The 24,846-nt window shown below is 73.2% G+C and carries 21 protein-coding genes; 13 read left to right on the top strand and 8 right to left on the bottom strand.

What is annotated here, in order from left to right; translation table 11 throughout:
- From ABZZ04_RS33765 to ABZZ04_RS33725, 9 genes are all read left to right on the top strand, one after another.
- Window positions 1–180: carboxyl transferase domain-containing protein (locus ABZZ04_RS33765; RefSeq protein ID WP_356936039.1), on the top strand; the 180-nt coding region annotated here is incomplete at its 5' end.
- Between the two features lie 77 nt (window positions 181–257).
- A complete protein-coding gene (locus ABZZ04_RS33760) occupies window positions 258–920 on the top strand; it encodes a ScbR family autoregulator-binding transcription factor (protein ID WP_356936038.1) in 663 nt (220 codons plus the stop codon).
- A gap of 241 nt (window positions 921–1,161) precedes the next feature.
- Entirely contained in the window at window positions 1,162–1,998 is an 837-nt protein-coding gene (locus ABZZ04_RS33755) for an AfsR/SARP family transcriptional regulator (RefSeq protein ID WP_356936037.1), read from the top strand.
- 16 nt (window positions 1,999–2,014) lie between these two features.
- A complete protein-coding gene (locus tag ABZZ04_RS33750) occupies window positions 2,015–2,848 on the top strand; it encodes a ScbR family autoregulator-binding transcription factor (RefSeq protein ID WP_356936036.1) in 834 nt (277 codons plus the stop codon).
- 185 nt (window positions 2,849–3,033) lie between these two features.
- Window positions 3,034–3,927 (top strand): phosphopantetheine-binding protein, encoded by an 894-nt coding sequence (locus tag ABZZ04_RS33745; RefSeq protein WP_356936035.1) that lies wholly within the window; start codon window positions 3,034–3,036, stop codon window positions 3,925–3,927.
- Between the two features lie 14 nt (window positions 3,928–3,941).
- Window positions 3,942–6,113: a polyketide synthase gene (locus ABZZ04_RS33740; RefSeq protein WP_356936034.1), complete on the top strand. Its 2,172-nt coding sequence runs from the start codon at window positions 3,942–3,944 to the stop codon at window positions 6,111–6,113.
- Window positions 6,110–6,946 carry a 4'-phosphopantetheinyl transferase superfamily protein gene (locus ABZZ04_RS33735; RefSeq protein ID WP_356936033.1) on the top strand — a complete coding sequence of 279 codons (837 nt, stop codon included), beginning with the start codon at window positions 6,110–6,112 and terminating at the stop codon, window positions 6,944–6,946. The genes ABZZ04_RS33740 and ABZZ04_RS33735 overlap by 4 nt, the downstream gene beginning before the upstream one ends.
- A gap of 242 nt (window positions 6,947–7,188) precedes the next feature.
- Window positions 7,189–7,737 carry a flavin reductase family protein gene (locus ABZZ04_RS33730; protein ID WP_356936032.1) on the top strand — a complete coding sequence of 183 codons (549 nt, stop codon included), beginning with the start codon at window positions 7,189–7,191 and terminating at the stop codon, window positions 7,735–7,737.
- 11 nt (window positions 7,738–7,748) lie between these two features.
- A complete protein-coding gene (locus tag ABZZ04_RS33725; RefSeq protein WP_356936031.1) occupies window positions 7,749–10,274 on the top strand; it encodes a LuxR family transcriptional regulator in 2,526 nt (841 codons plus the stop codon).
- A 64-nt stretch (window positions 10,275–10,338) separates the two neighbouring features.
- Here ABZZ04_RS33725 and ABZZ04_RS33720 read toward each other — a convergent pair whose 3' ends face one another.
- From ABZZ04_RS33720 to ccrA, 3 genes are all read right to left on the bottom strand, one after another.
- Window positions 10,339–11,565, bottom strand: coding sequence for a hypothetical protein (locus ABZZ04_RS33720; protein ID WP_356936030.1), 1,227 nt, complete (start codon window positions 11,563–11,565; stop codon window positions 10,339–10,341).
- Window positions 11,566–11,681: 116 nt separating this feature from the next.
- Window positions 11,682–13,562, bottom strand: a complete 1,881-nt coding sequence (locus ABZZ04_RS33715; RefSeq protein ID WP_356936029.1) for a 3-hydroxyacyl-CoA dehydrogenase family protein — start codon at window positions 13,560–13,562, stop codon at window positions 11,682–11,684.
- Window positions 13,559–14,917 carry a crotonyl-CoA carboxylase/reductase gene (ccrA, locus tag ABZZ04_RS33710; RefSeq protein ID WP_356936040.1) on the bottom strand — a complete coding sequence of 453 codons (1,359 nt, stop codon included), beginning with the start codon at window positions 14,915–14,917 and terminating at the stop codon, window positions 13,559–13,561. The genes ABZZ04_RS33715 and ccrA overlap by 4 nt, the downstream gene beginning before the upstream one ends.
- A gap of 306 nt (window positions 14,918–15,223) precedes the next feature.
- Between ccrA and ABZZ04_RS33705 the strand changes: the two genes are divergently transcribed.
- Window positions 15,224–15,985 (top strand): thioesterase II family protein, encoded by a 762-nt coding sequence (locus ABZZ04_RS33705; protein WP_356936028.1) that lies wholly within the window; start codon window positions 15,224–15,226, stop codon window positions 15,983–15,985.
- The gene (locus ABZZ04_RS33700; RefSeq protein ID WP_356936027.1) at window positions 15,982–17,001 is read left to right on the top strand and encodes a beta-ketoacyl-ACP synthase III; all 1,020 of its coding nucleotides are present in this window, start codon (window positions 15,982–15,984) and stop codon (window positions 16,999–17,001) included. The genes ABZZ04_RS33705 and ABZZ04_RS33700 overlap by 4 nt, the downstream gene beginning before the upstream one ends.
- A 174-nt stretch (window positions 17,002–17,175) precedes the next feature.
- Here the strand turns inward: ABZZ04_RS33700 and ABZZ04_RS33695 are convergent, their stop codons facing one another.
- Complete coding sequence (locus ABZZ04_RS33695; RefSeq protein WP_356936026.1) at window positions 17,176–18,063, bottom strand: NAD(P)-binding domain-containing protein; 888 nt, start codon at window positions 18,061–18,063, stop codon at window positions 17,176–17,178.
- A 49-nt stretch (window positions 18,064–18,112) separates the two neighbouring features.
- Between ABZZ04_RS33695 and ABZZ04_RS33690 the strand changes: the two genes are divergently transcribed.
- Window positions 18,113–18,520 (top strand): MerR family transcriptional regulator, encoded by a 408-nt coding sequence (locus ABZZ04_RS33690; protein ID WP_356936025.1) that lies wholly within the window; start codon window positions 18,113–18,115, stop codon window positions 18,518–18,520.
- A gap of 52 nt (window positions 18,521–18,572) precedes the next feature.
- Here the strand turns inward: ABZZ04_RS33690 and ABZZ04_RS33685 are convergent, their stop codons facing one another.
- The 3 genes from ABZZ04_RS33685 to ABZZ04_RS33675 all read right to left on the bottom strand — a co-directional run bounded on the left by ABZZ04_RS33685 (window position 18,573) and on the right by ABZZ04_RS33675 (window position 21,934).
- Window positions 18,573–19,964: a serine/threonine-protein kinase gene (locus ABZZ04_RS33685; RefSeq protein WP_356936024.1), complete on the bottom strand. Its 1,392-nt coding sequence runs from the start codon at window positions 19,962–19,964 to the stop codon at window positions 18,573–18,575.
- Between the two features lie 216 nt (window positions 19,965–20,180).
- Complete coding sequence (locus ABZZ04_RS33680; RefSeq protein WP_356936023.1) at window positions 20,181–21,200, bottom strand: AfsR/SARP family transcriptional regulator; 1,020 nt, start codon at window positions 21,198–21,200, stop codon at window positions 20,181–20,183.
- Complete coding sequence (locus tag ABZZ04_RS33675; RefSeq protein ID WP_356936022.1) at window positions 21,200–21,934, bottom strand: alpha/beta fold hydrolase; 735 nt, start codon at window positions 21,932–21,934, stop codon at window positions 21,200–21,202. The genes ABZZ04_RS33680 and ABZZ04_RS33675 overlap by 1 nt, the downstream gene beginning before the upstream one ends.
- A gap of 309 nt (window positions 21,935–22,243) precedes the next feature.
- Between ABZZ04_RS33675 and ABZZ04_RS33670 the strand changes: the two genes are divergently transcribed.
- Complete coding sequence (locus tag ABZZ04_RS33670) at window positions 22,244–23,095, top strand: M55 family metallopeptidase (protein WP_356936021.1); 852 nt, start codon at window positions 22,244–22,246, stop codon at window positions 23,093–23,095.
- Between the two features lie 144 nt (window positions 23,096–23,239).
- Here the strand turns inward: ABZZ04_RS33670 and ABZZ04_RS33665 are convergent, their stop codons facing one another.
- Entirely contained in the window at window positions 23,240–24,844 is a 1,605-nt protein-coding gene (locus ABZZ04_RS33665) for a hypothetical protein (RefSeq protein WP_356936020.1), read from the bottom strand.
- Window positions 24,845–24,846: the final 2 nt, after the last annotated feature.

Below are 24,846 nucleotides of genomic sequence, written 5' to 3'. Positions count from 1 at the left end.
CGCATGGTCAAGGAGTACAAGGCCGAGCTGATGCACCCGTACTACGCGGCCGAGCGCGGACTGGTCGACGACGTCATCGACCCCGCCGAGACCCGGCAGGTGCTGATCGCCTCGCTCGCCATGCTCCGCAACAAGCACGCCGACCTGCCATCCCGTAAACACGGCAACCCGCCCCAGTAAGTCATGAACGACGGGGCGCGGCGGGACCGGCCCCGATCGGGGGTCGTGCCGCCGGTCCCGTAGCCAGGAGACATTTGATGGTCAAGCAGGACCGTGCGGCCCGCACACGTCAGTCGTTGATCCGTGCAGCCGCCGAAGTGTTCGCGCGGGAGGGCTTCGCGCCCGCCTCGCTCACCGCGATCAGCCGCGGGGCCGGGGTGAGCAACGGCGCGTTGCACTTCCACTTCGAGAGCAAGAAGTCGCTGGCCAGGGCCGTGGAGGAAGAAGCGGTGCAGGTCGTGCGCGACATCATCGGAAAGGCGCTCGACGGCGGGGGAGGAGGTCTGCGGACGCTCATGGGCACCACGCGCGAGCTGATGGGCCGACTGGGCGACGACATCGTCCTCCGGGCCGGTTTCGAACTGGGCGGCGACCCGGCCCGGGGGGAGGAGGAGTCCCTTCTGAGGAGCGAGTGGCAGCAGTGGGTCGAGAGCATGCTGCGGCGCGCCGAGGAGGAGGACGAACTGGCCGAAGGGGTGTCGCCGGGCGATGCCCTGCCCGCCATCATGGCGGCGACCGTGGGCTTCGAGGTCCTCGGTGCCGAGGACAAGGCGTGGCTGTCCGAGGAGACGATCGACGGGTTCTGGGAGCTGGTGCTGCCCGGCCTGGTGGGCGGACGGGAACAGCCGGTGCCGGTGGGTCCGCCCTCGGTGGAGGCATCCGGCCATCGGGTCGTACGGCCCGCGCAGCCAACAGACTGATCATGCTGTTTTGATGGTTCATCGTGGATGATCATCACCCGACACCCCTCCTCGCCCGCCGGGCGCGGAGGGGTTGTTTTTTCTGCCGTCTCATTGAAATGCCAGGTCAGAGGGTTTTTTGAATGCCAAGGGGGAGTCAAAAGAAACAGCACGTTCGGTTTGATATTGACAAACCGTACGTCCTGTTTTTTACTCGAGGTACTTCGGAGCTCATGATTCATGCACGAACAGGGGAGACGGCGTGGATATCGATGTACTGGGCGCGTTGGCCGTCCGTGAGAACGGGCTCTCGGTGACGCCGACGGCGCCGAAGCCGCGGCAGGTCCTGGCCCTGCTGGCTCTGCACGCCGATCGGGTCGTGCCCGTGGCCACGCTGATCGAGGAGCTCTGGGGCGACCGGCCGCCGCGCAGCGCCCGCACGACTCTGCAGACGTACGTGCTGCAGCTGCGGGACCTGATCGCGGTCGCGCTGCGGGAGGACCCGGAGGGTGCCGGGCCCCGTTCCGCCAAGGACGTGCTCGTCACCACCCCCGGTGGCTATCTGCTCAACACCTCGGGCGGCACCAGCGACGTCCGTGAGTTCGAGCGGCTGGCGGGGCTGGGGTACCGGGCGATGGACGCCGGTGACTTCCCGGGCGCGGCACGGCAGTTGGGCGACGCGCTCGCGCTGTGGACCGGCGCCGCGCTGGCCGACGTGCAGACCGGGATGCAGCTGGAGATGGAGACCCGGCGGCTGGACGAGACCCGGCTCTGCGCGCTCGATCAGCGCATCGAGGCCGATCTGCGGCTGGGCCGGCACCGGGAACTGCTGGGCGAGCTGACCATGCTGGTCAGCCGCTACCGCACGCACGAGAATCTGCACGGCCAGTTCATGCTGGCGCTGCACCGCTCCGGGCGCCGCAGCGAGGCGCTCGACGTCTACCAGCGACTGCGCTCCGTCCTGGTACGGGAGTTGGGGTTCGAGCCGTCCGCCGGGCTGCGGCGGTTGCAGCGGTCGATCCTGATGTCCGGCCCGGAGTCCGCCCTCGACCCGGCCGCCGCCGGCGGTGGTCGCGAGCGCCTCAGCCGGGTCGGCTGAGGGGAGGGGGACGAAGATGCAGGCCAGATCGCAGCGGACCCGCCAGAGGCTGGTTCGCGCGGGCGCGGAGATGTTCAACCGGAACGGCTACGCCAACGCGACGCTGGGACAGATCGCCGGAGCCGCCGGGATGACGAAGGGGGCGCTGTACTTCCACTTCGCCTCCAAGGACGGACTCGCCGACGCGGTGCAGGAGCGGGGCCGCGACATGCTGCAGGACTTCATCCGGGAGCACTGGGAGGCGGGCGTACCGCCGGTGCAGGTGCTCATCGACATGACGCACTGGCTGGCGCGGACGTTCCACGACGACCCGGTCATCCGGGCCAGCTTCCGGATCACCAACGAGTGCACTGGGCGGCAGCCGCCCGTCACCGACTTCCACCAGGCGTGGATCACCGAGGTGCTGCGGCTCCTCGGCCAGGCCCGGCAGGAGGGCGCGCTGCAGGACCGCGAGGCGGTGGACGGGCCCGAGGCGCTGCTGTCCGCGACGGTGTGCGGCATCGGGGTACTGGCCGGCACCGGCATGCCGTACCCGCAACTCGGCGACCGGGTCGCGGCGTTGTGGAAGCCGTTGCTGTCGGCGCTCGTACCGCCCGGTGACGCGGCGCGCTACCGCACCCACCCGCCGGCCGTCGCGGGGACCCCCCGGCCGCAGGTCGTCGTCGAAAGCCCCCACACGCAGGTTGCCCATGCGCAGGTTCCCCGCGCGGACGCCCACCGGCCGGTGGCCGCTGCCGCTGCCGCTGCCCACGCCCCCGTGTCCGCGACGGGTGCCCCCGTGCCGGTCGGCGGCGTGAACGGAGAGCCGGTGCTTCCCGCCGGGAGTCCGGTCGGGGACCGGGCCGCCTGAGCGGCGCCGGGACGCCGTGCACGACGACACGGCTCGCTCGTACGGAGTAGTCGCGGGGGAGCGCTCCCTCCCGGGGACCAGCCCGCGGCCGCACATTTCAGCACGGACGGCGATAGCCGCCGGTCGGACGCGCCTTCGATACTTCCTTCGTCGGCCAGCCGGGACGGACACTTTGGAGCCCATCCATGCCCCATGAACGTCAGAATTCCCTCAGGGCGGATGTCATCGCACCGCCGCCCGACGCGATGACCGAGGCCGTGGTGACCGAGGTCGTGGTGATCCTCGCCGACGTACTGCGGCTGAAGCCGGAGAAGATCGACCCCGAGCAGACGTTCCGTTCGCTGGGCCTCGACTCGCTGCTGACCGTGGAGTTCGTCGCCACGGTGAACGCCCGGTACGGAACGGCCGTCAGGGCGGCCGCCCTGCTCGACCATCCGACTCCGCTGGCCTTCACCCGGCACGTGGTGGGTGAGCTGGGGACACGGGGTTCCGCGACGGGGGCCGTGCCGACGTCCGGTGCCCGGAGCACGGCCGCGGTCCAGGGCCGGGGACCGGCGCCCGTCGTGCCGGTGGGGGGTGTCGGGATGCCGACGCCGGTCGTTCCGGTTCCGGAAACCGTGTCCGTGCCCGTCCCGCCGTCCGGCGGTCCGCTGCCCGCGGCCACGTCCTCGACGTTCGGGGCGCGGGAGATCCTCGACCACCTGCGCGAGGAACTCGCCCGCATCCTGTGCTGCGACCCGTGGGACATCGACCCCACGGCCGCGTTCAACCTCCTCGGCGTGGACTCCATCATCGGCGCCCAGTTCATGGCGGTCATCAACGGCACGTACGGCATGGAGGAGCGGCCGGTCGCGCTCTACGAGCACCCCAGCCTCGCCGCGATGGCCGCGCACATCGCCCTCGCCACCACCGGGACGGCGACGGCCGCACCGGCGCCGACGGCCGGGCCGGCACCCGCACCGGCGGCGGAGCCGGTCACGGAGACCGAGGACCCGGGGCTGCGGGCGCTGCTCGACGCGGTGCGCGACGACCGGCTCTCCGTCGACGAGGCGCTGACTCTGCTGCCCAGGCGGGCGTGAACGGGCGGAAGGCAATGGACGAACGAGAAATACTCACCCGCTTCAAGGCCGGAACCCTGGAACGGGGCCGGGCCGTGCGACTGCTGGCCGGGCTGAAGGCCGTACCCGGCCCCGCTCCGGAGCCGGTCCTGTCGACGGCCCCGGACACGACGGCTCCGGGGACCACGGGGCCGGTGACGCTCGGGACCGCGGGCCCGGTGACGTCCGGGACCACGAGCCCGGTGACGTCGGAGGCCCCGGACGCGGTGACGCCGGAGGCCCACGACCGGGTGCCCTCGCAGGTGCCCGGTCAGGTACGGCCGCGGGCGCAGACGCCGGTACCGGGGTCCGTGCCGGTACCGGTTTCTCCGGCGGATCCGTCGGCGGCCCTCCCGCAGGGCCTGCCGCAGGTCCGCCGGACCGATGAGGCCATGGCGGACGTCGAGGACCGGTTCGCCGTCGTCGGGATCGCCGGTCGTTATCCGCTCGCCCCCGACCTGCGTGCCTACTGGCAGAACCTGCGTGAAGGACGGGGCACCTCGTCGGGCGCGCCGCTCGGCCGCCCCGGTGCGTCACCGCTGGGCGCGGGACAGTGCGGACACTTCCTGGACGGGGCCGCCGATTTCGACGCGGACTTCTTCGGACTGACCGACCGGCGGGCCAGGCTGATCGACCCCCAGGAGCGACTCTTCCTCGAAACAGTCTGGGAGGCGCTGGAGGACGCCGGCTGCACCGGCACCCGGCTCGACGCCCTGACCGGTCCGGGCGGTGCGCCGCGCGGCCTCGGGGTGTTCGTCGGGGTCAGTGCCGCCGACTACTCGCTGGTGGCCGCCGAGGCATGGGCGCGCGGCGGGCGGGAGATGCCCGACAGCGGGCACTGGAGCGTGGCGGGCCGGCTCTCCGGCCTGCTGGGGTTGAGCGGACCGGCGCAGGCCGTCGACACCGCGGAGTCCTCCGCCCTCGTCGCGGTGCACCTCGCCGTCGGCGCACTGCGGCGCGGGGAGTGCGCGGCGGCGGTGGCCGGTGGGGTCGAACTGCTGCTGCATCCCTCGCGCGGCCGGCAGGGCGCGGGGGAGGGCGTGGGCGCCGTGGTGCTCAAGCCGCTGGCCCGTGCGCTGTCCGACGGCGACCACGTGCACGCCGTCGTGCGTTCCACCTCGGCGGGCACCGGTTCCTGGACCGGCCCGACCGGGCTGCGCGAGACGAGGGGGACGACCGCCCGCCGGGTGGGCGACGCCGGGGCCGTCACCGGCCTCGCCGCGCTGACCGCCGCCGTGCTCCAACTGCGGTACGGAGTCCTCGCCCCCGCACGGGGCGAGGACACGGCCACGCCGTGGCCGAGGCCCCGCGACGCACAGGGACACGAGCTGCCCCGCACGGCCGTCGCCGAGGTGACCGGCGCGACCGGGCCGTTCGACGCGTACGCCGTCCTGGAGGAGTTCGTACCGGCCCGGAGCCCGGGGGACGGATCCGGGAACGGGCGGAGCGAGGCCGGTCGCGCCGACGGGACCGGTATGACCGATGGGGTCACCAGTGTTGATGGGACTGACGCGACCGGTGAGGACAAGGGGAGGGACGGTGCCGGACGCGACGAGCTGATCCTGCTCTCCGCCCCCACTCCCGGCCATCTCGCCGCCACGGCGACCAGGCTGGCCGACTGGCTCGCCTCGGACAACGGCAGGAGCGGTGACACCACCACCGGGGACGAACGGGTGGCGCTCGTCGATGTGGCCCACGCCCTGCGCGTCGGCCGTGGGGCGAGGGCCTGCCGGATCGCGCTGCTCGCCCGTGACCTGCCCCAACTGGTCGACTCATTGCGGGAGTTCGTCCGTTCCGGGATGGCCGCCGGCGGAGCCGATGGGGCATCCGGCACGCGCGGTGCAGGTGCAGGTGCAGGTGTCGGCATCGGTGCAGGTGGGGTGCGGTACGCGGATCTGCGTACCGGCGGGACCGACCCGCTGGGCCTGGGCGACGTGCCGGAGACCGGCGACTACCTCGGCGCGCTGTGGCGGGCCGGTCGGGTCGAGCAGCTGACGCGCCTGTGGCTGTCCGGGCTCGACATCGACTGGGCCGCGCTGGAGTCCGGGCCGGACGCCGGACCTGAGACGGGCAGGACCCTGGTACCGCTGCCGCCCTCGGCTTTCCTGCGCCGTTCCTTGTGGCTGGGGGACCAGGAGGGCACGGAGGAGAAGGGGGCGTCCGGATGACCGGCCTCTCGGTGGTGGAGCGTCCCGTCGACAGGTTCGCGCCGGCCCGGTCCGAACCCGTCAAACTGTGGTTCTGCCCCAATGACGAGCTCACGCCGGGGATCGCTGCGACCCTGGCCACGCACTGGCTGGACGAGCACGAACAGGAGATCGCGAGCCGGTTCCTGTTCGAGCGCGACCGGCGCCAGTACCTCGTCGCCCACACGCTCGTACGGCGGGTGCTGGCACTGGAGAGCGGCGTGCCCGAGGCGGAGGCCGTGATCTGGCGTTCCTCGCGAGGACGGCCGTTCCTGCAGAAACCCGTGGAGGGGCTGCCGCGCGGCGGCCGGGAGCTGGACTTCAACCTCTCCCACGCACACGGCCACAACTTCCTCGGCGTGGTCCGGCGGCACCGCATCGGGGTGGACGTGGAGCGGCTCGACCGGGGCGACCAGGGGTTCGACGCCATTGTGGAGACCTTCGCGCCCGAGGAGCAGCAGTGGGTGGCGCAGGCGGCGGCGGGCCGCCCCCGGGACCGCCGGGTGCTGCGGCTGTGGACGCTGAAGGAGGCGTACTCCAAGGCGCGCGGGCTGGGGCTCGGGCTGCCCTTCGACAGCTTCGCCTTCACACTGGCCGAGGACCGGGGGGTACTGGGCTTCCGTCCGCCCGAGACCGAGTCCGCGCTGCCGTGGCGGTTCCTGGAGCTGGAACCCGTGCCCGACGTCCTGGCGGCCGTGGCCGTGGCGGCCGACACGGACGTCCCGCCCGTCTTCCACCTGCACCACGGGTTTCCGTGGGACCGGGGGGCGCCCCGGCTGCTGGCACTGCCGGAGCCGGTCGCCATGGCTGCGTAGAAGCAGCCCCACAGGGGAGCCGCTCCACAGGGAACTGTCCGGCAGGGAGCCGTTCCGCAGGAGGGGCGTTTCGTAGGGGGCGAGGACAGGGGGGCCTTCGGGGTTCCGGGCGACGGGCGGACCGGCCGACGATGGGTGCGCCCACGTACGGGCCGGTCACCGGCCCGTACGAGACAGCGCGGGCCGGCCGCGACGCGTCGTACCCGCGCGCGGGCCGGCCGTCGACCGAGGGAGCCCCTTCTGTGACCGTGCCGTACACACCGCCGCGGGCCGCCGCGACAGGTGCCCAGGAATTCCGGGACGCGATGGCGCTGCTCGCCGCACCCGTCACCGTCATCACCACCGTCGACGGCGACGGCCGCCCGCGGGGGTTCACCGCCAGCTCGGTCACCTCCGTCTCGCTCGACCCGCCGCTCGTCCTGGTCGGCGTCACACGCGGTTCGAGCTGCCACCGACCCCTCCTCGAACAGGGGGAGTTCGTCGTCAACGTGCTCGGCGGCCGGCACGGCGCACTGGCCCGGCGCTTCGCGACCACCGGTGCGGACCGGTTCGCGGGCGGGGAGTTCGAGACGTGGCCCGGCAGCGGCCTGCCGTACCTGCCGGACGCATCCGTGCTGCTGCGCTGCACCCTGGCGGACGTCGTGCCCGCGGGCGATCACGACCTGCTGCTGGGCAGCCCGGTCGAGGTGCGCACGAACGGCTCGAGCGGGGCTCTGGTCTGGTACCAGCGAGGCTTCCACGTTCCTGTGCAGACTTCCCAGGAGAGGACGGCGGCCATCCGGGTGGCCTGACGACGTGGGGGGTGCCGGTGCGGCTGGTCCGGCGGGACGCACAACTCGACCTGATCGAGCGGCATCTGACGGCCGCCCGGCGGGGCGGGGGCGGTGCGGTGCTCGTCACCGGCAGTCCCGGCACCGGCAAGAGCGCGCTGCTGCGGGCCTTCGCCGAGCGGGCCGGGGACTCGGGCGCGCTGGTGCTGGACGCGTCCGCCTCACCGGCCGAGACGGACCTGCCGTTCGGCGTGGTGGGGCAACTGCTCAGCGGCGCGGGCCGGGACGCCGGACGCCACCGGCCGGAGCCCCCGACGCCCCGTTCCCCCGCCCGGCCGATCGTGCCCGGGAATCCCGGCGACGACCCTGCGGTGCTCCACGAGGCCCTGCGGGAACTCGCCGTGACCGCCCCCGTGGTGGTCCTCGTCGACGACGCGCACCACATGGACGAGGTCTCCGCCCGGTGCCTGCTGTACGTGTGCGGGAGGCTCGCCGCGAACCGGGTCTTGCTGGTGATGAGCGGCCCGCCGCGGCCGCGCTCCCGGCCCCCGCTGCCCCTGCCGCTGGCCGAACTGCTGAGGCACCCCCGCTGCACGCCCGTACCGCTCGCCCCCCTCGACGAGGACGGCGTCGCCGCGTTCCTGGCCGCGTCCCCGGGCGGTGCGGCGGACCTGCCGACGGCACGGCGGCTGGCCCCCGACTGGCACCGGTTCACCGGCGGGAACCCGCGACTGCTGTGCGGGCTGCTCGACGACCACCGGGACTGCGAGCCGGTGCGGCCGTCCCGTCCGGTGGCGGGTACGGCGTTCCGGCGGGCCGTCACCGGCTGTCTGCGGGGCGCCGGTGATCCGGCGGTCTCGGCCGCGCGGGCCCTGGCCGTGCTCGCCGACGCGGCGACGCTCACCCTGCTCGCCCGGCTGCTGGAGCTCCCCGAGCGCGCGGTCGGCCCCTGCCTGGCCGAACTCGACGCGATCGGACTGCTGGACGGCGGACGGCTGCGCCACGAAGGAGTGCGGGCGGCCGTACTGGAGGAACTGTCCGCCCGGGAGTCCAACCGGCTGCACACCACGGCGGGCCGGATGCTGTACGAGAACGGTGCCGAACCGGCCTCGGTCGCCCGCCACCTGGTCGCCGCGGACACCGCCGGTGGCGGACCCGGCCCGGCGTGGGCCGTGCCCCTGCTCGCCGAGGCGGCCCGGCACGCGATGAGTTCCGGCGGGGCGCGGCAGGCCGCGGAGTTCCTGCGCACCGCCCACCGGGCCGGTGGCCACGAGGCGGCCGGGCTGCTGACGATGCTGGCCCGCGCCGAGTGGGAAGCCGACCCCGCGGCGGTGATCCGGCATCTGCCCGCCCTCGGACGGACCCTCGCCGGCACCCGGCGGCAGACGGCCGAGGACACGGCGGGAGCGATGGGGCTGCTGCTGTGGCACGGACGCCCCGCCGAGGTGGCACGGGCCCTGGCCGGGGCCCCGCGCCCCGGCGGCGCGGATGGCGCGGACGGGTCCGGCGGAACCGGTGGAGCGGGCGGAACCGGTGGGATGGACGGACCGGCCGCGGCGTTGGCGTACGTCTACCCGGGTACGGGCGTCGGACCGTACTCGTACGGCGCCGACGGCGCCCGCAGTGCCGACGGCGCCGATCCGTCCCCGTACTCCCCGCTCGACGACCGCAGGCAAGAGGCTTCCCCGTACTCCCCGTACTCCCCGTTCGACGACCGTGGGGACGGGTCCTCCTCGCGGGACGCCGACGACATGGCCGGACTCCGGGACGAGGCCGCCGAGCGGGTGCTGGCGTCGATCGTCTACGACCACGCGCCACCGGCGCCCGTGGCCGCCGTCCTGTCGGCGCTCCTGCACACGGGGGAGACCGGGCGGGCCGCCCGGTGGTGCGGGCTGACGGCCGACGGGGACCGGACGGGGGCCACCACGGCCCGTCGGGCGGTGGCCGCCGCTGCGGCGGCCGTGGTGCACGGCCGCACCGGTGCGCACGACATCGCGTCCGGGTACGCGGATCGGGCGCTGTCGCTGATGTCTCCGGGCGCGTGGGGCGTGGCCATCGGCATGCCGCTGTCCGCCGCCGTGCTGGCGGCGACGCGCCGGGGCGCGCACGAGGAGGCCGTGCGGTGGCTGCGCGTCCCGGTGCCCGCCGCGATGTTCCGCACCCGGGCCGGGCTGCACTACCTGCTGGCCAGGGGCCATCACCAGCTGGCCGTCGGACGGCCGAAGGCCGCACTCGGCGACTTCCACGCCTGCCGGGACGTACTGTCCGGATGGCGACCGGAACTGCGGGGCGCCGTCGACTGGGACACCCCGGCGGCCGATGCCCTGCGGGCGCTGCGCGGGGAGGACGCCGGGAACGGGGACCCGATCGCCGGACTGACCGAGGCCGAACGCCGGGTCGCGGTACTGGCCGCCGACGGCTGCACCAACCGGGCCATCGCGGCCCGGCTGTACGTCACCACCAGCACGGTGGAGCAGCATCTGACCCGGGTCTACCGCAAGTTGTGCGTGAAGTCGCGCGGGGACCTGGCACACCTGGTGGCGGCCCGCTCGCACTGAGCCCCGCTCGCACCGGGCCCCGTCCGCGCCGAGCCCTGTCCGTACCCGGATCGGTTCCTCCGTACTACTGGTGTGTCACCGGGTTCCCGTGAAGGCCGCCGTCCGCGCACGGCCAGACACCGCTGTCCAGGGGGCCGAGGCCCGTCCGCCGCAGGACGAGGAGTTCGTCGTGGAGGGCGAAGAGCACCCGTCCCCGGTCGAGCAGCATGATCCTGCTCATCACGGCGCGCTCCTCGCCCTCCGGGGCGAACAGCTCCCGCATCCGCGATCCGGCGTCGACGGCGAGCAGCCGGCCGTCCCGCCAGAACACCGCGGTGCCCTCGTCGTCCAGGGCCGGGTAGGCGGTGTAGTAGCCGGAGAGTTCGGGGCCGTGCCGCACCGTGCCGTCGGGGTCGAGGCGGACGAAGCGCGAACGGGACGGCAGGACGTTCTCGGACTCGGGTCCGCTGATGGCGCCATGCCGGTTGACCAGCGGCATCGTGTGCGTCGGCCACTCCCGTACCACGGCGCCGGAGGAGTCGTGGTGGGCGGTTCTGAACGCGCCGTAGCCCTGGGAGCCGATCAGGAACTCGCCGGGTGCGACGATCGCCTTGTGGTGGCCGGGCCCGGGGCGGCTCGCGGCGACGGGCCGACCGGTGGCGGTGTCCAGGAAGAACGTGACGGATATGCCGCTGCCGCCGTCGGCGAACGTCGCGGCGACGCGGTGACCCGAGACCAGCAACGGTTCCCAGTGGTGCGCCTCCACCGTCCGCGGAGTCCACGGCTTCGAGGGCCGTGTCTCCCAACCCGTCTCCGCACTGATCTCGATGCAGCCCGGAAACGACAACCGGTCGAGCACGGCCGGTGTCGACCATCGCACCGAGCCGTCCCCGTCGTGACGTGCGACCCGCGGATGGCGGCCGGCCGGGACGACACGGCCCCGCCCGGCGGGCAGCCAGGACGCGCACACGCCGTCGGGCAGCACCACGAACGCGCCGAGGTGTTCGTGGGGTTCGTGGTCGGGGACGACCGAACGCAGAGTCGAGCCGGTGGCGTCCAGCTCGGTCAGCACGACACCCTCCGGCCCGCGACGGGCGACCCACACAGATCCGTCCGGACCCACGCGCGGCGGGCCCGGGTGTCCGTCGAACCTGCGGCGCCACAGGACCTCCCCGTCCACGTCCACGGCGGTGAGCACCGTGGTGGACAGGTCCTTGCCGTCGTAACCGGTGATGAAGACGGGCCCACCGGAATCCGGTGCCGCCAGACCCCACACCTGCCCGGACATCGGTACACGCCGCGGTTCAGCCATGGGTTCGGCCCCCTCTTTCCCCGATCGGGCGGATCAGGAGCCTACACAGGCGCGCAGGAGCGGTGCGGTGCCTTTCCCGTGACGGTTCATCATGGGAAAGGCACCGGCGGGGTCCGTCAGCGTCGGGCGCCCGTGGTGCGCAGACCGCGGCCGTTCTTGCGGCCGAGCAGGCCCGCGGCCACCAACTCGTCCAGGGCTGCGGCCGGTTCGTACTCGGGGGTGCGGAAGCACTCGTACAGCCGGTTCTGGATGGCGAGCGAGACGTCGAGGCCGATGGTGTCCAGGAGCGCGAACGGGCCCATGGGGTAACCGAATCCGGACCGGATCGCGTGGTCGGTCTCCTCGATGTCCGCGTCGTGCCGCTCCAGCAGGGCGAGGGCCGCGCCGAGGTAGGGGAACAGCAGGCTGTTGACGATGAAGCCGGTGCGGTCCGGACACGTCACCGTCGTCTTGCCGAGGGTGCGGCAGAAGGCGTGCGCCGTCGCCAGGGTTTCCGGGGCCACCGTGTCCGTGTGCGCCAGCTCCACCAGCTTCATCACGGGGGCCGGGTTGAAGAAGTGGACGCCCACGACATCGGCCGGGCGGCCGGACGCCTCGGCGCACGCGGCGACCGAGAGGCTGGACGTGGTGGTGGCCAGTACCGTGCCGGGAGCACAGACCCCGCCGAGCGCCGCGAACATCGCACGCTTGACGTCGAGGTCCTCGGCGACCGCCTCGATGACCAGGTCGCAGTCGGCCAGCGCCGTCATGTCGTGGGCGCCGGTGAGGAGTTCACCGGCCGACGCCTTGGCCTCGACGGTGACCCTGCCCCGCCGTACGCCCCGGGTCAGGGAGTCGGCGACGGCGTCCAGCGCCCGCTGCGCCTTCTCCGGGTCGCGGGCCACCAGGACCGTGGGGTACCCCGCCGTGGCCGTGACCTCGGCGATGCCGCGCGCCATCGCGCCGGAGCCGAGCACGCCCACCCGGCGCACCGGCGCACCGTCCGGTTCGCCGGTGCCGTCGGCCGGCCGGCCGAGCACGGCACCGGTCTCGTCGTACGTGTGGAAACCCTCGCCGGTGGTACGGCCCAGGCGCCCGGCCGCCACCATCCGGCTGAGCAGCGGGGCGGGCTCGAAGGTGCTGTCGCCGGTGCGCCGCCACAGCTCCGTCAGCGCGGCGTGGGCGGTGCCGAGACCGATGCGGTCGAGCGTCTCCAGCGGACCGGCCGGCAGTCCGCAGCCCAGCCGCATGGCGGTGTCGATGTCGTGCTGGGTGGCGTAGCCCTCGTCGAAGAGGATCACGGCACGGTTGAGGAACCCGAGCACCAGGGCGGTGGCGTCGGCGGCGGGCCGGGCGCCGACCGCGACCGGGGTGAGACCGGCCGAGGCAACCAGCGCGTCCATGGCGGCAGCGGTCTCCGGGGAGGTCAGGGCCGTCCGCACCGGTTCGACGGGACCGCCGGGGACGGGCGGGGTGAACAGGCGCAGCCCCGCCACGTCGGCCGGCCGGCCGGTGGCGATGGCCAGACGGGTGACCGGCAGCGTCGCCGTGGTGGTCAGCACCGGGGTGCCGGGCGGGCAGACCGCAGTGATCCTGCCGAGTGCTTCGGTCTTGGCGGCGAGGTCCTCCTGGACCGCCTCGACGACCAGACCGGCCGCGCCCAGCGCGGTGTGGTCGGCGGTGAAGGCGACGTCGGGGCGGTCGGGGCCGTCCCCGGCGGCGACGGTGGCCTTGAGCCGCCCGGCCACGCGTGCCAGGACGTCCAGGTCGGTGTCCACGGCGACGACGGTGTGGCCCGCGTCGTGCAGCAGGTGCAGGAGCGCCTCGCCCGTCGGGCCCAGGCCGACGATGCCCGTCACGGGTGCGGGGGCGACGGTGCTCGCCGCGGGTGCGGCGGTGGCGGTGCTTGCCGCGGGTGCGGCGGTGGCGGTGCTTGCCGCGGGTGCGGCGGTGGCGGTGCCCGTCGCGGCTGCGGTGGTGCCCGTCGCGGGTGTGGTGTCGCTCTGTCGCGCAGTCATGAGGTCCGCGCCTCCTCTTCCCGGAACCGGTTGATGGCGTCGATGTGCTTCTCGCGCATTTCCTCGTCCCGGACGCCGAGCCCCTCGCGCGGGGCCAGGGCCAGCACGCCGACCTTGCCCTGGTGGAGGTTGCGGTGCACCTCGTACGCGGCCTGGCCGGTCTCCTCCAGGGAGTGGACCTTCGACAGGGTCGGGTGGATCTTCCCCTTGGCGACCAGGCGGTTGGCCTCCCACGCCTCGCGGTAGTTGGCGAAGTGCGAGCCGACGATCCTCTTCAGCGACATCCACAGGTAGCGGTTGTCGTACTCGTGCCGGAACCCCGACGTGGAGGCGCAGGTGACGATCGTGCCGCCCTTGCGGGCCACGTACACCGAAGCGCCGAAGGTCTCGCGGCCCGGGTGCTCGAAGACGATGTCCACGTCCTCGCCGCCGGTCAGTTCGCGGATGCGCTTGCCGAAGCGCTTCCACTCGCGCGGGTCCTGGGTCTGCTCGTCCTTCCAGAACCGGTAGCCCTCGGCGCTGCGGTCGATGATCGCCTCGGCGCCCATCCTCCGGCAGATCTCCGCCTTCCGTTCGCTGGAGACCACACAGATCGGGTTGGCGCCGCCGGCCAGCGCCAGCTGCGTCGCGTACGAACCGAGTCCGCCGCTGGCGCCCCAGATCAGCACGTTGTCGCCCTGCTTCATCCCCGCGCCGTTGCGGGACACCAGCTGGCGGTACGCGGTCGAGTTCACCAGGCCGGGGGAGGCGGCCTCCTCCCAGCTCAGGTGCTCGGGCTTGGGCATCAGCTGGTTCGACTTCACCAGCGCGAGCTGTGCCAGGCCGCCGAAGTTGGTCTCGAAGCCCCAGATGCGCTGCTCCGGGTCGAGCATCGTGTCGTTGTGCCCGTCCGCCGACTCCAGCTCCACCGACAGGCAGTGCGCGACGACCCGGTCGCCGGACCGCCACCGGTTCACCCCGGGACCGGTGCGCAGGACGACGCCCGCCAGGTCGGAACCGAGGACGTGGTACGGCTGGTCGTGGCGGGCGGCGCCGGGGAACCGCCTGGCGTACCGCTCCAGAAAACCGAAGGTCGGCAGCGGCTCGAAGATCGACGACCACACGGTGTTGTAGTTGATGGCGCTCGACATGACGGCGACCAGGGCCTCGCCCGGACCGGGCTCGGGGGTCGGTACGTCCTGGAGGTGCAGCGACTTGCGCGGGTCCTTGTCCGCGGAGGCCATTCCCTCGAACATGCCGGTGTCCTCCTTGCGGACAACGGCACCTCGATAGCTCTCCGGGAGCCGCAGACCCGCGAAGTCCTGCGGCGTCGCGTCCTCGGAGAGAAGAGCACTGATGATCTCGTCCACGTGAATTCCCTGATTCTCTTGAGAGCCGAGGAGAGCGGAGCGGGCCACCGTGTCCGTCACGGGTGTCTGCCGGCAGACGTCCGTCACGGTGTCCGGTCCCGGATGCCCGTTCCGGACGTCCGCCACAGGTGCCTGTCACAGATGTCTGTCACAGGTGTCCGTCCAGCGTGGGACACCGCACCGCCCACGGGGCACCCCTGTCCGCCCCCAGAAGGCGCGCGCCCGGTCATAGGGGGCGATTAGGGGAGGACCGGGAGCGGGGCGCGCAGCCATCCTGTGCGCAGGCCCCACTCGGATCGGCTAGGAGAACTCATGACGGGAATTCCCGGCGACAGCCCCTGGTTCAGGAACTACCGGCCCGCCCCCGACGCACCCGTGCGCCTGGTCTGCCTGCCGCACGCCGGCGGTTCGGCCAGCTTCTACTTCCCGGTGGCGCGGGAGCTCTCGCCGCAGGTGGAGGTCCTGGCCGTCCAGTACCCCGGCCGGCAGGACCGCCGCACCGAGCCGGCCACCACCGACCTGGAGTCGCTCGCCGACCGGATCGCCGAGGCGCTCGGCCCGTGGACGGACCGGCCGTACGCGCTGTTCGGGCACAGCATGGGCGCCGTCGTCGGCTTCGAGGTGGCCCGCCGGATGGAAGCCGCGGGCAACGGCCCCGCCGAACTGTTCGTCTCCGGCCGCAGCGCCCCCTCGCTGGACCGCGCGGACGCGTGGTACCCGGACACCGACGAGGAGGTCGTCGCCGAGATCCGGAAGCTGGACGGTACGGGGGGCGCGCTGCTCGACGACGAGGAGACGCTGCGCATGATCCTGCCCGCGCTGCGCGCCGACTACCGGGCGGTGCGCGGCTACCGCTACCGTCCGGGCCCGGCCCTGGACTGCCCCGTCACCGCGTTCACCGGCGACCACGACCCCAAGGCGCGCATCGAGAACGTACAGGCGTGGGTGAACCACACCAGCTCGGGCTTCGGCCTGCGGGTGCTGCCCGGTGGGCACTTCTTCCTCGTCGACGAGCAGGAGGAGGTGCTCCGCACGGTCCGGGAGCGGCTGGCCCGGACCCCGGTGGCGGCATGACCGTGTACTCGCCCGCCCCGGGCGGCACCGGCATCCTCGGCACCGGCTCGTACCTGCCCGAAGGGATCGTCACCAATGAGACGGTCGCCGCCCGGGCCGGGGTCACCGCCGAATGGATCGAGCGCAAGACCGGCATCCGCGAGCGGCGCTACGCGGCGGACCACGAGGCCGCGTCGGACCTCGCCACCGAGGCCGCCGTACGGGCCCTGGCCGATGCCGGGGCCGGCCCGGAGGATCTCGCCTGGATCGTCGTCGCGACCTCCACCCCCGACCATCCGCAGCCGGCCACGGCCGCGTTCGTGCAGCACCGGATCGGCGCGCGCCGGGCGGCGGCCTTCGACGTGAACGCCGTGTGCGCCGGATTCATCGCCGCGCTGCACACCTGCTCCCGGCTGCTGGCCGGGCCCGGGACCGACGGGCGGCAGCGCCTGGGACTCGTCGTCGGCAGCGAGGTCTACTCGCGCATCATCGACCCCGAGGACCGCAGGACCGCGCCGCTGTTCGGGGACGGGGCGGGCGCCGTGGTGCTCGGTCCGGTGTCCGGGGGCCGCGGCCTCCTGGGCACGGGCATGCGCACCGACGGCCATCTGCACGGCCTGATCGGCGTCACCGCGGGCGGCAGCAGGAAACCCGCGTCGGAGAAGACCGTCGCCCGCGGCGACCACTTCTTCCGGATGCAGGGGAGGGACGTGCGGGCCTTCGTGGAACGGGAGCTGCCGGACGCCGTCGCGGGCACCCTCGACGCCTTCCGGGTCACGGCCGACGAGATCGACCACTTCGTACCGCACCAGGCCAACGGCGAGATGCTGCGGAGCGTGGCCGCCGGGCTCGGGCTGACCTCGGCACGGGTCCACCTCCCGGTGGAACGGCACGGGAACACCGGGGCCGCCTCGATCCCGCTGGCACTCGACCACGCCCGCCGCACGGACGGGCCGGTCGACGACGACCTGGTGCTGCTGGCGGGATTCGGCGGCGGAATGACCCTCGGAACCACCCTGCTGCGCTGGGGCCGTTAGAACGCGTCCGACGAGGGCCGCCGTGCAACCGCGTCACCTCGCGGTCGCACGACGGCCCTTCTCCGGTGACGGCCTTCGCCGGTACGGCTCCTGCCGGGCCGGGCCTTCGCCGGGTTCGGCCCTCGCGGGGCCCGGTCCTCGTCGAGCGCGGTCGGGGGCCGTCGTCGGGACCGGTCAGTCGTTCTCGCGGGGTTTGCCGAACTCCTCGATCAGCACGGGGTATTGCTCCCCACCGTGCCCCGCGGCGATCGCCCGGTCGGCCATCGCCTTGAACAGTTCGGGAAGTTCGGCGTTGACACCCAGCGCCCTGCTCTCCTCGATCAAGTGCTCCATCGCCCGTGCGTCGGTCTCCAGGGCCGACACCTCGGCGGGGAAGGAGCCGCTGTCGATCTGCTCGGCGTACCCGGGCAGCCATTCGGCCACGCCGGTGGCGATCCGCTGGGCGAACGGCGCGTACGTCGCGGCGTCGACACCGGCCGTGCGGAGCAGGGCGGTGCCCTGGAGCCAGGCGTTCAGGACGCTCCACATCATGGCCAGCCCCGCCACGTCGTACAGGGCCGCCAGTCCGTGGTCCGCACCGAGGTGGGTGACGGTGCCGAGCGCTTCGAGCGTCGACCGGTGCGCCTCGAAGTCCTCCTGCGGCCCGCTGTGCAGGATCACCGCCTCGGCGGTCCCGATCACCGGCGGGACCGCCATGATGGCGCCGTCCAGGTAGCGGGCGCCGATCCGGTCGGCCCACCGGGCCGCCTCCCGGGCACCGGCCGAGTCGCCGGAGGTCAGGTTGACCAGCGTCGTACCGGCCGGCACGACATCGTCCGCGCCGAGCAGTTCGTGCACGGCCGTGTAGTCGGTGAGGCAGACGACCGTCAGGGGGGAAGCCTTGAGCGCGGCACCGACGGTGGGCGCCAACTGCGCGCCCTCGGAGACCAGTCGGTCGGCCTTGGCGGCCGTACGGTTCCACACGGTTGTGGGGTGGCCGGCTTTCAGGAACGCGCCGGCGAGCGCCTGACCCATCAGCCCGAGTCCGATGACCGTCACGGGCGCAGTGGTTGTGTTGTTCATGGCAGCATCGTCAACGTTGATACCGGTATGAAGGTCAAGCGAGGTTTCGATGAGGATCGGGGAACTGAGCCGTCGGACGGGCGTCAACGCCCATCAGTTGCGCTACTACGAGGCCCAGGATCTGCTGGAGGCGGATCGCGGCACGAACGGATACCGGGAGTACGACGAGAGCGCCGTGCTGCGGGTGAAACAGATCCGGCACCTGCTCGGCGCCGGTCTGTCCTCCGAGGACATCGCGTACCTGCTGCCCTGCGCGGTAGGGGAGGCCCCGGAGCTGGCCGGATGTCCCGAGCTGCTGGCCGCGATGCGGTCACGGCTGCGGCAGCTGGACGACCGGATGGAAAGCCTCGCCCGGTCCCGTGAGGCCCTTGCCGGCTACATCGACGTGGCCGAGCGCATGGGCGGCGAGAACTATCCACCCTTCGACGGCGCCGACCCGGAGCCCGTCCCCGCCTGAGCGGGGCCGCGGCCGACCGGGGGCCGCCGCCCCTCCGGTCGGCCGGCCCGCCTCAGCGGCGCAGATACCGCCGCAGGGCTCCGGCCAGGCCCTGGTGCCAGGTGTGGAGGTGGGTGGCGCGGCGGGCGTTGATCTCGCAGGAGTACGACGAACCGTCGTGCAGCGCGAGGGTGACGAGCAGCCGGGTGCGGCGGACGGTGCGACCGGTGACGTCGGCGATCTCGGACCAGGCGAACTCGGCCTCCACGTCCGGCTGTTCGGGGTCCTCGTCCTTCGCGCCCCGGTCCGGGGCGCCGGTCCGGTACAGGGTGAACATCACGCCGTCGGCGTCCACCAGGATGCTGGAGTCGGAATCCGCGGCGATGAACACCTCCTCCTCCTCGGAGGCGGGGGTGTGCGGGGCGGAGACGTGCGGGGCGTGGGCGGGCCTCGGCGGCATGTCCAACCGCGTCGGTACGTACGTGGCGGCCTGCGCCACCGGGACCGGATCCGGGGTCGGAGTCGGCAGCGGTTGGGAAACGGGGGCCGGAGCCGGAGCCGGGTCCGGCCCCCGGACAGGGGTCGGCGGGGGTGTCGGGTCCGATGCCAGCAGCCGGCGCGGGTCGGTGCCGGGCCCCTCGCCTCCCTCCGTCCGTTCCGCGGGCGCCTCGAACCAGTCCAGGAGCCGGTCGGTCGTCGGGCGCCGTTCCGGCTCCTTCGCCAGGCAGGCCGCCGCCACATGCCGCACGCCGTCGGGCACGGCGTCGAGATTCGCGGGTTCGTGCACCGTGCGATACATCATCCCCATGGGCGTCCCGCCGCCGAACGGGCTGCCGCCCGCCGCCGCGACAAGGACCGCACCGAGCGCGAACACGTCCGCCGCACCGGTGACTTCGTCGCCCGTCGCCTGTTCGGGGGCGAGGAAACCCGGTGTGCCGAAGGCATGGCCCGTCGCCGTCAGGCGGGTGGACTCGACCGCCCGCGCGATGCCGAAGTCGAGCACCCGGGGACCGTCGTCGGCCATGATGATGTTGCCGGGTTTCAGGTCGCGGTGGACGAGCCCGCACCGGTGGATGGCCTCCAGCGCCTCGGCCAGACCGGCACCGAGTGCCCGCAACGCCCTTTCGTCCATGGGGCCCCGCACACGGAGGAACTCCGCGAGCGTGGGCCCGGGGACGTACGCGGTGGCGAGCCAGGGCGTCGGGGCGTCCGGATCGGCATCGACGACGGGCGCGGTGTGGAAGCCGCCGACGGCGCGCGCCGCGGCGACCTCGGCGAGGAACCGCTCGCGGAAGACGGGATCGGCGGCCAGCTCGGACCTGGCCACCTTCACGGCGACGGCCCGCCCGCCGCGGGACCGGGCGAGGTACACGCTCCCCATCCCGCCCTCGCCGAGCTTGCGTTCGATGGTGTACGAGCCGATACGGCTGCCGGGCGCCCCGAGCGCCCCGCCCCCTGTACTCACGCGGTCCCCCACAGTCTTTCCGCCGGCCACCCCGGCCGATTCCCGCCGACGTGGTGGAGGAGATCGTCTCACCACTCCGGCCCGGGGAACGCGGAGGGCGGAGTTCCAGCCGCCTCCCCGGCCGGGCGGATCATCGCGCGTGACGAGGCGAGCTGATTCGAACCGATCCGAACCGAACCGATCCGGGCCACTCGGATCGGTGCCGACCCGGTCGGGTCAGAGCCGGGCGGTCAGGGCGTCGATGCGGCGGGACAACGCCTCCTGCTCCCGGCCCAGTTCGTCGACGCGCCGCCGCAGCCGGGCCAGTTCGTCCCCGGGGTCGGGGGCCGCCCCGACAGTCACCGGGGCGTCCGACGGGGCCGGGGCGGACAGGGCGGGCGCGTGGTTGAGGATCGCCTCCATCCGGCCGCGCAGCGCCGGACCCGGCTCGATGCCGAGCGCGTCCCTCAGCCGACGGCGCGCCCGCTCGTACACGCCCAGCGCCTCGGCCTGGCGGCCACCGCGGTACAGGGCGAGCATCAGCAGGTCGTAGAAGCGTTCCCGCAGCGGGTGATCGGCCGTCAGTTTCTCCAGCTCGCCGGTGATCTCGCCGTGCCGGGCGCAGCGCAGGTTCGCCTCGTACAGCGTCTCCAGGGTGGTGAGCCGGTTCTCCTCCAGCCGGTCGGCCTCGGTGGCGCAGATCCGTCCGTGCCCGCTGTCCTGGAGGGCGGGGCCGCGCCACACGGCCAGGGCGCGGCGCAGCAGTTCGGCGGCGCGGCCGGGGTCGGAGGCGAGCATCGCCCGGCCCTCCGCGGACAGGCGGTGGAAACGCTGGACGTCGGTGGTGGCCGGGCCCAGGTGCAGCAGGTAGCCGGCCGGCAGGGTACTGATCCATTCCCGCCCGCTGTCGACCGCGTTGCCGCCGGTCGCACCGCCACCGTCCGGGCGGCTGCCGGGGGCCGGGAGCAGCCGCCGCAACCGGGCGACATGGGCCTGCAGGGCGTTCGCGGCGTTCGCCGGGGGACGGTCGCCCCAGAGTTCGGCGGTCAGCCGGTCGCCGGGCAGGAGCTGTCCGGCGTGGACGACGAACGCGGAGAGCAGGGCGCGTTGCTTGGAGCCCGGCGGGACGATGCTCGTACCCGTCAGCGGATCGCGCACCTCCACCGGCCCCAGCAGCCGGAACTCGACCTCGCTGCCGTCCGCGGCGGCCGGGGGCGCCGGTGCCGCGGACGGCGGGGCGAGTTCGAGCACGGACATCACGGCATCTCGGGGGCGGACGCGGCGAGGGCGAGCGCACGCCGGGCGTCCTCGGCGATCCGCCCGGTCAGCGCGGTGGGGTCGGGCTGGAAGTAGAAGTGCCCGCCCTCGAACAGGTGCAGGCCGAGGAAGTGCTCCGCCCGGTCGGCCCAGCCGGACATCCGGGCGGGCGGCGCCACCGTGTCGTCGATCCCGCCGAAGACGGACAGCGGCACGGGCAGGGGCACGGGGTCGGGGGTGGGCCGCCAGGTCTCCACCAGTCGCAGGTCACCCCGGATGGCCGGACTGAACAGCTCCCACATCTCCTGGTCCTCCAGGACCACGGCGGGTGTGCCGCCCATCGCGGCCAGCTCCCGGCGCAGCCCGGCGTCGTCGAGCAGGTACCGACGGGTTCCCTCACCCTCGGGGCGCGGCGTCCCGCGTGCCGACAGCCCCAGCCAGACCGGCGGGGTACGGCCCTCGGCGAGGATCCTGCGGGTGAGTTCGTAGGCGACGAGGCCACCCATGCTGTGGCCGAACAGGGCGTAGGGGCCGGTGAGTTCGGCATCCAGTTCGGTGAGGAAGTGGTCCACGAGCCGATGGGCGTCCCCGATGGCGGGCCGGTCCGCCAGCAGACCGTGCCCGGGGGCGTCGACGAGCCGTACCTCCCAGTCGGCCGGGAGACGACCGGGCCAGTCGCGGTAGAGCAGATGGGAACCACCCGCGTGGTGGAACACGAACAGGCGCAGTTCCATGCTGACTCCGTCTTGTGGGACTTGTGTCTTCGGTCGGAGTACCGGACCTTAGCCGATGTACGCGAACGGTGATCACTCCTCCGGCCCTGTTCGAGCACGTGTGCACTTCGCCTGGACGCCCGACGACCCCGCGCACGGTGGGAAGCCGGTCCCGGCCCCCGCGCGACGAAGAAGGGTGGCTCGTTCCGGTTCGAGGACCCGGACGGGGCGTGTACCGGTCCGGGCCGAAACCGGACGGTCGTGAGCCGCCGAAGGAACCGGAGGCGGAGCGGTGGCGTTTCCCGGGCGGTCGAACTTTGGGGAGACACAGTGCGGATCTACATCAGTGTGGACTTGGAAGGCATCACAGGGCTCGTGGACGCCGACGACGTCCAGCCCGGCGGCCGGGACTACGAGCGTGGACGGCTGATGATGGCGGAGGACGTCAACGCCGCCGTCAGGGGAGCCGTCGCGGCCGGTGCCACCGACATCACCGTCAACGACGCGCACGGCCCGATGCGCAACCTCCTGCCCGAGGCGCTGCATCCGGCGGCACGCCTCATCCGCGGCAGGCCCAAACAGATGGGCATGCTCGAAGGCCTCGTTCCCGAACACGACGCCGTGATCTGCGTCGGCTACCACGCGCGGGCCGGTGCGCTCGGAGTGCTGAGCCACAGCTTCATGGGGCACGAGATCGAAGACATCTGGCTGGACGGACGGCCCGTGGGCGAGATCGGCCTGGCCCACGCCACCGCGGCAGCCATGGGTGTGCCGGTGACGGTCCTCACCGGTGACGACAGTGCCTGTACGGAGATGGCGGAGTGGGACGCCTCGGTGACGACCGTGGCCGTGAAGTACGCGCGGGACAGATTCGCGGCAGATCTGCGCCCGACGGAAGAAGCACGTGCGGCGATCGAGAGTGCGGTCGCTTCCGGTCTTGCCGCACTTCCGAAGGTTTCGCCCATGCCCCCGAAGGGTTCAGCCGTTGCTGCGACCCCGTCCACCCTCGAAGTCCGCTGGCAGTCGGCCTCGGTGGCCTCGACGCTCCTGGGAATTCCGGGAGTCACCTTGGTGGACACCCGGACCGTCCGGGCACAGGGCGCTCTGCCCGGCCTCTACAGGCTGTTCGGAGTGTGGATGCGAGTGGCGGCGTCCCTGACCAACCAGCCGCCGTACTGCTGAGAAGAGTTGTTCCGTCCTGCCGGGGCCGTCCCGCCGGGGGGTCGTGCCGGGGCTGTCCCGCCAGGGGGGCGTGCCGGGGTTTTCGCGCCGGGTTCTTCGTGCCGCCGGTCCCGCACGGGGTGCGGGACCGGGGCGGAGGGGGCGTCAGCCGGTGCAGGTGGCCTTCACCGCAGATATCGCGTGGTGTTCGTAGTGGTCGTCCTCGCCCCGGTCGTGCAACCGCACGGAGAGCTTCATGGCCTCCACGGGGAAGGTGCCCGGCACGTTGTACCAGGTGCCGCGGCGCTCCGTCTGGCGGATGGTGAAGGAGCCGACCAGGTTGCTGGTCCGGGGCAGGAAGCGGTCGTAGACGGTGTAGTAGCTCGGGTTCCCGCCCACCTGGACGATGTTGGAACTGCCCGGGACGTGGACGGAGACGCTGCACTTCTTGGCGGTGGAGGGCAGGTCGAACAGCCAGGTCGCCGAGCCGCCCGAGTCCTTGGAGGAACTGCCGGACATCGGCATGGAGAGGTACTTCCCGTCGCAGCCGGAACCGCCGTACCCGCCGGAGTGTGTGGCCCAGCCCTCCTTGCCGTCGGTGTAGTAGCCGTACTGCTGGAAGCGCTGGGTGTCGCACTCCGGTCCGGACACGCCGCTGTACACCACGGTGGTGGTCGACTTGGGTGCCGTGCCGGTCGAGGGGGCCTTGGCGGAGGTGCCCGAATCCTTGTCGCCGGAGGAGCTGCCGCCGGTGCCGCTGTTCGAGGTCCGGTCGGTCCCGCCCCCGGTGGACTTGGTGTTCCCGGTGTCCTTCGCGCCGTCGGCCTTCGTGTCGGTGCTGTCGTTCACGGGCTTCCCGCCGGTCCCCGTGTCCGTCCGTACGTCACCGGCCGGGCCCTTGCCGTGCCGGGCCGCGCCCTCCCGGTCCTTGGACCCGGTCGGCCCCTTGCCCTGGGCGCGGTCGGGGTCGGTGCCCGGGACGTAGCCGCCGGAGCTGCCGTCGTCCTTCCACGCCGCCGCGGCTTCCTTGGTCTTCCTGTCGGGCTCGTCCTGCTGCGCCCCCGCCACGATGAAGGGGGTCGCCAGGAGCAGCGCACCGGCGAAGGCGGCCGCGACCACCATGGGGCGCGAGATGCGGCCGGGGCGTTCCGGTGCGTCTCCCGTTTCCGCCGAGCCCTCAGCGGGGGGAACGGACGAGGCTGCTGTGGAAGCGGACGCGGAAGCAGAAGCGGTCGCGGTGGAGGCGGCCATGGCGGTCTGCTCGGCGGTGGCGGATGCGCTTGTGGTGGCCGGTTCGGTGGAGGTGGAGGCGGAGGGAGTCGCCGCCTCCGCCTCGGGTCCGCTTTCCGCCTTCGCGGTGTCCGACGAGGTGGCGGGGGCGCCCACGGCCACGGAGGCGGTGCTCGGGCGGGCGGCCTTCCGGGGCGCCGGAGCCTCCTCCTGCGCCGCTGTCACCGCCGCCGCCGCCGCGTCGTCGCCGTCCGGCTGCTCGGAATCGGACGTGTTCCTGCCGATGGAGACCCCGACCGCGTGCACCACCGCCGCGGTTTTCTCAGCGGGCTCGTCGGGCTCGTCGGGCTCCTCCGGGCCGGACTCCGAAACGATCGGCGTCCGTGCCCCGCCGCCGGTCGTCGTGTCGGTGCCGCTCTCCGTCGACGTGCGGGACGACGGCTCGGACGGTGCGTCCACGGCCTCTCCCCGGCCGCCGACGGGCTCGCTCTCCTCGCCGGACCGCTCCCGCTCCACCGATCGCCCCTCTTTCCCTGCCATTG

The organism is Streptomyces sp. NPDC006435 (assembly GCF_040612315.1).
Classification (GTDB): Bacteria; Actinomycetota; Actinomycetes; order Streptomycetales; family Streptomycetaceae; genus Streptomyces.
The sequence above is the reverse complement of the archived record's forward strand: the minus strand, read 5'-3'. Positions and strand labels throughout refer to the sequence as shown.

Bases quoted from the DNA above. Each gene is read 5' to 3' on its own strand.
- ABZZ04_RS33760 (WP_356936038.1), top strand. From the start codon at position 258: ATGGTCAAGCAGGACCGTGCGGCCCGCACACGTCAGTCGTTGATCCGT.
- ABZZ04_RS33695 (WP_356936026.1), bottom strand. From the start codon at position 18,063: ATGAACAACACAACCACTGCGCCCGTGACGGTCATCGGACTCGGGCTG.
- ABZZ04_RS33735 (WP_356936033.1), top strand. From the start codon at position 6,110: ATGACCGGCCTCTCGGTGGTGGAGCGTCCCGTCGACAGGTTCGCGCCG.
- ABZZ04_RS33745 (WP_356936035.1), top strand. From the start codon at position 3,034: ATGCCCCATGAACGTCAGAATTCCCTCAGGGCGGATGTCATCGCACCG.
- ABZZ04_RS33715 (WP_356936029.1), bottom strand. From the start codon at position 13,562: ATGACTGCGCGACAGAGCGACACCACACCCGCGACGGGCACCACCGCA.
- ABZZ04_RS33690 (WP_356936025.1), top strand. From the start codon at position 18,113: ATGAGGATCGGGGAACTGAGCCGTCGGACGGGCGTCAACGCCCATCAG.
- ABZZ04_RS33720 (WP_356936030.1), bottom strand. From the start codon at position 11,565: ATGGCTGAACCGCGGCGTGTACCGATGTCCGGGCAGGTGTGGGGTCTG.
- ABZZ04_RS33675 (WP_356936022.1), bottom strand. From the start codon at position 21,934: ATGGAACTGCGCCTGTTCGTGTTCCACCACGCGGGTGGTTCCCATCTG.
- ABZZ04_RS33750 (WP_356936036.1), top strand. From the start codon at position 2,015: ATGCAGGCCAGATCGCAGCGGACCCGCCAGAGGCTGGTTCGCGCGGGC.
- ABZZ04_RS33705 (WP_356936028.1), top strand. From the start codon at position 15,224: ATGACGGGAATTCCCGGCGACAGCCCCTGGTTCAGGAACTACCGGCCC.
- ABZZ04_RS33680 (WP_356936023.1), bottom strand. From the start codon at position 21,200: ATGTCCGTGCTCGAACTCGCCCCGCCGTCCGCGGCACCGGCGCCCCCG.
- ABZZ04_RS33700 (WP_356936027.1), top strand. From the start codon at position 15,982: ATGACCGTGTACTCGCCCGCCCCGGGCGGCACCGGCATCCTCGGCACC.
- ABZZ04_RS33740 (WP_356936034.1), top strand. From the start codon at position 3,942: ATGGACGAACGAGAAATACTCACCCGCTTCAAGGCCGGAACCCTGGAA.
- ABZZ04_RS33665 (WP_356936020.1), bottom strand. From the start codon at position 24,844: ATGGCAGGGAAAGAGGGGCGATCGGTGGAGCGGGAGCGGTCCGGCGAG.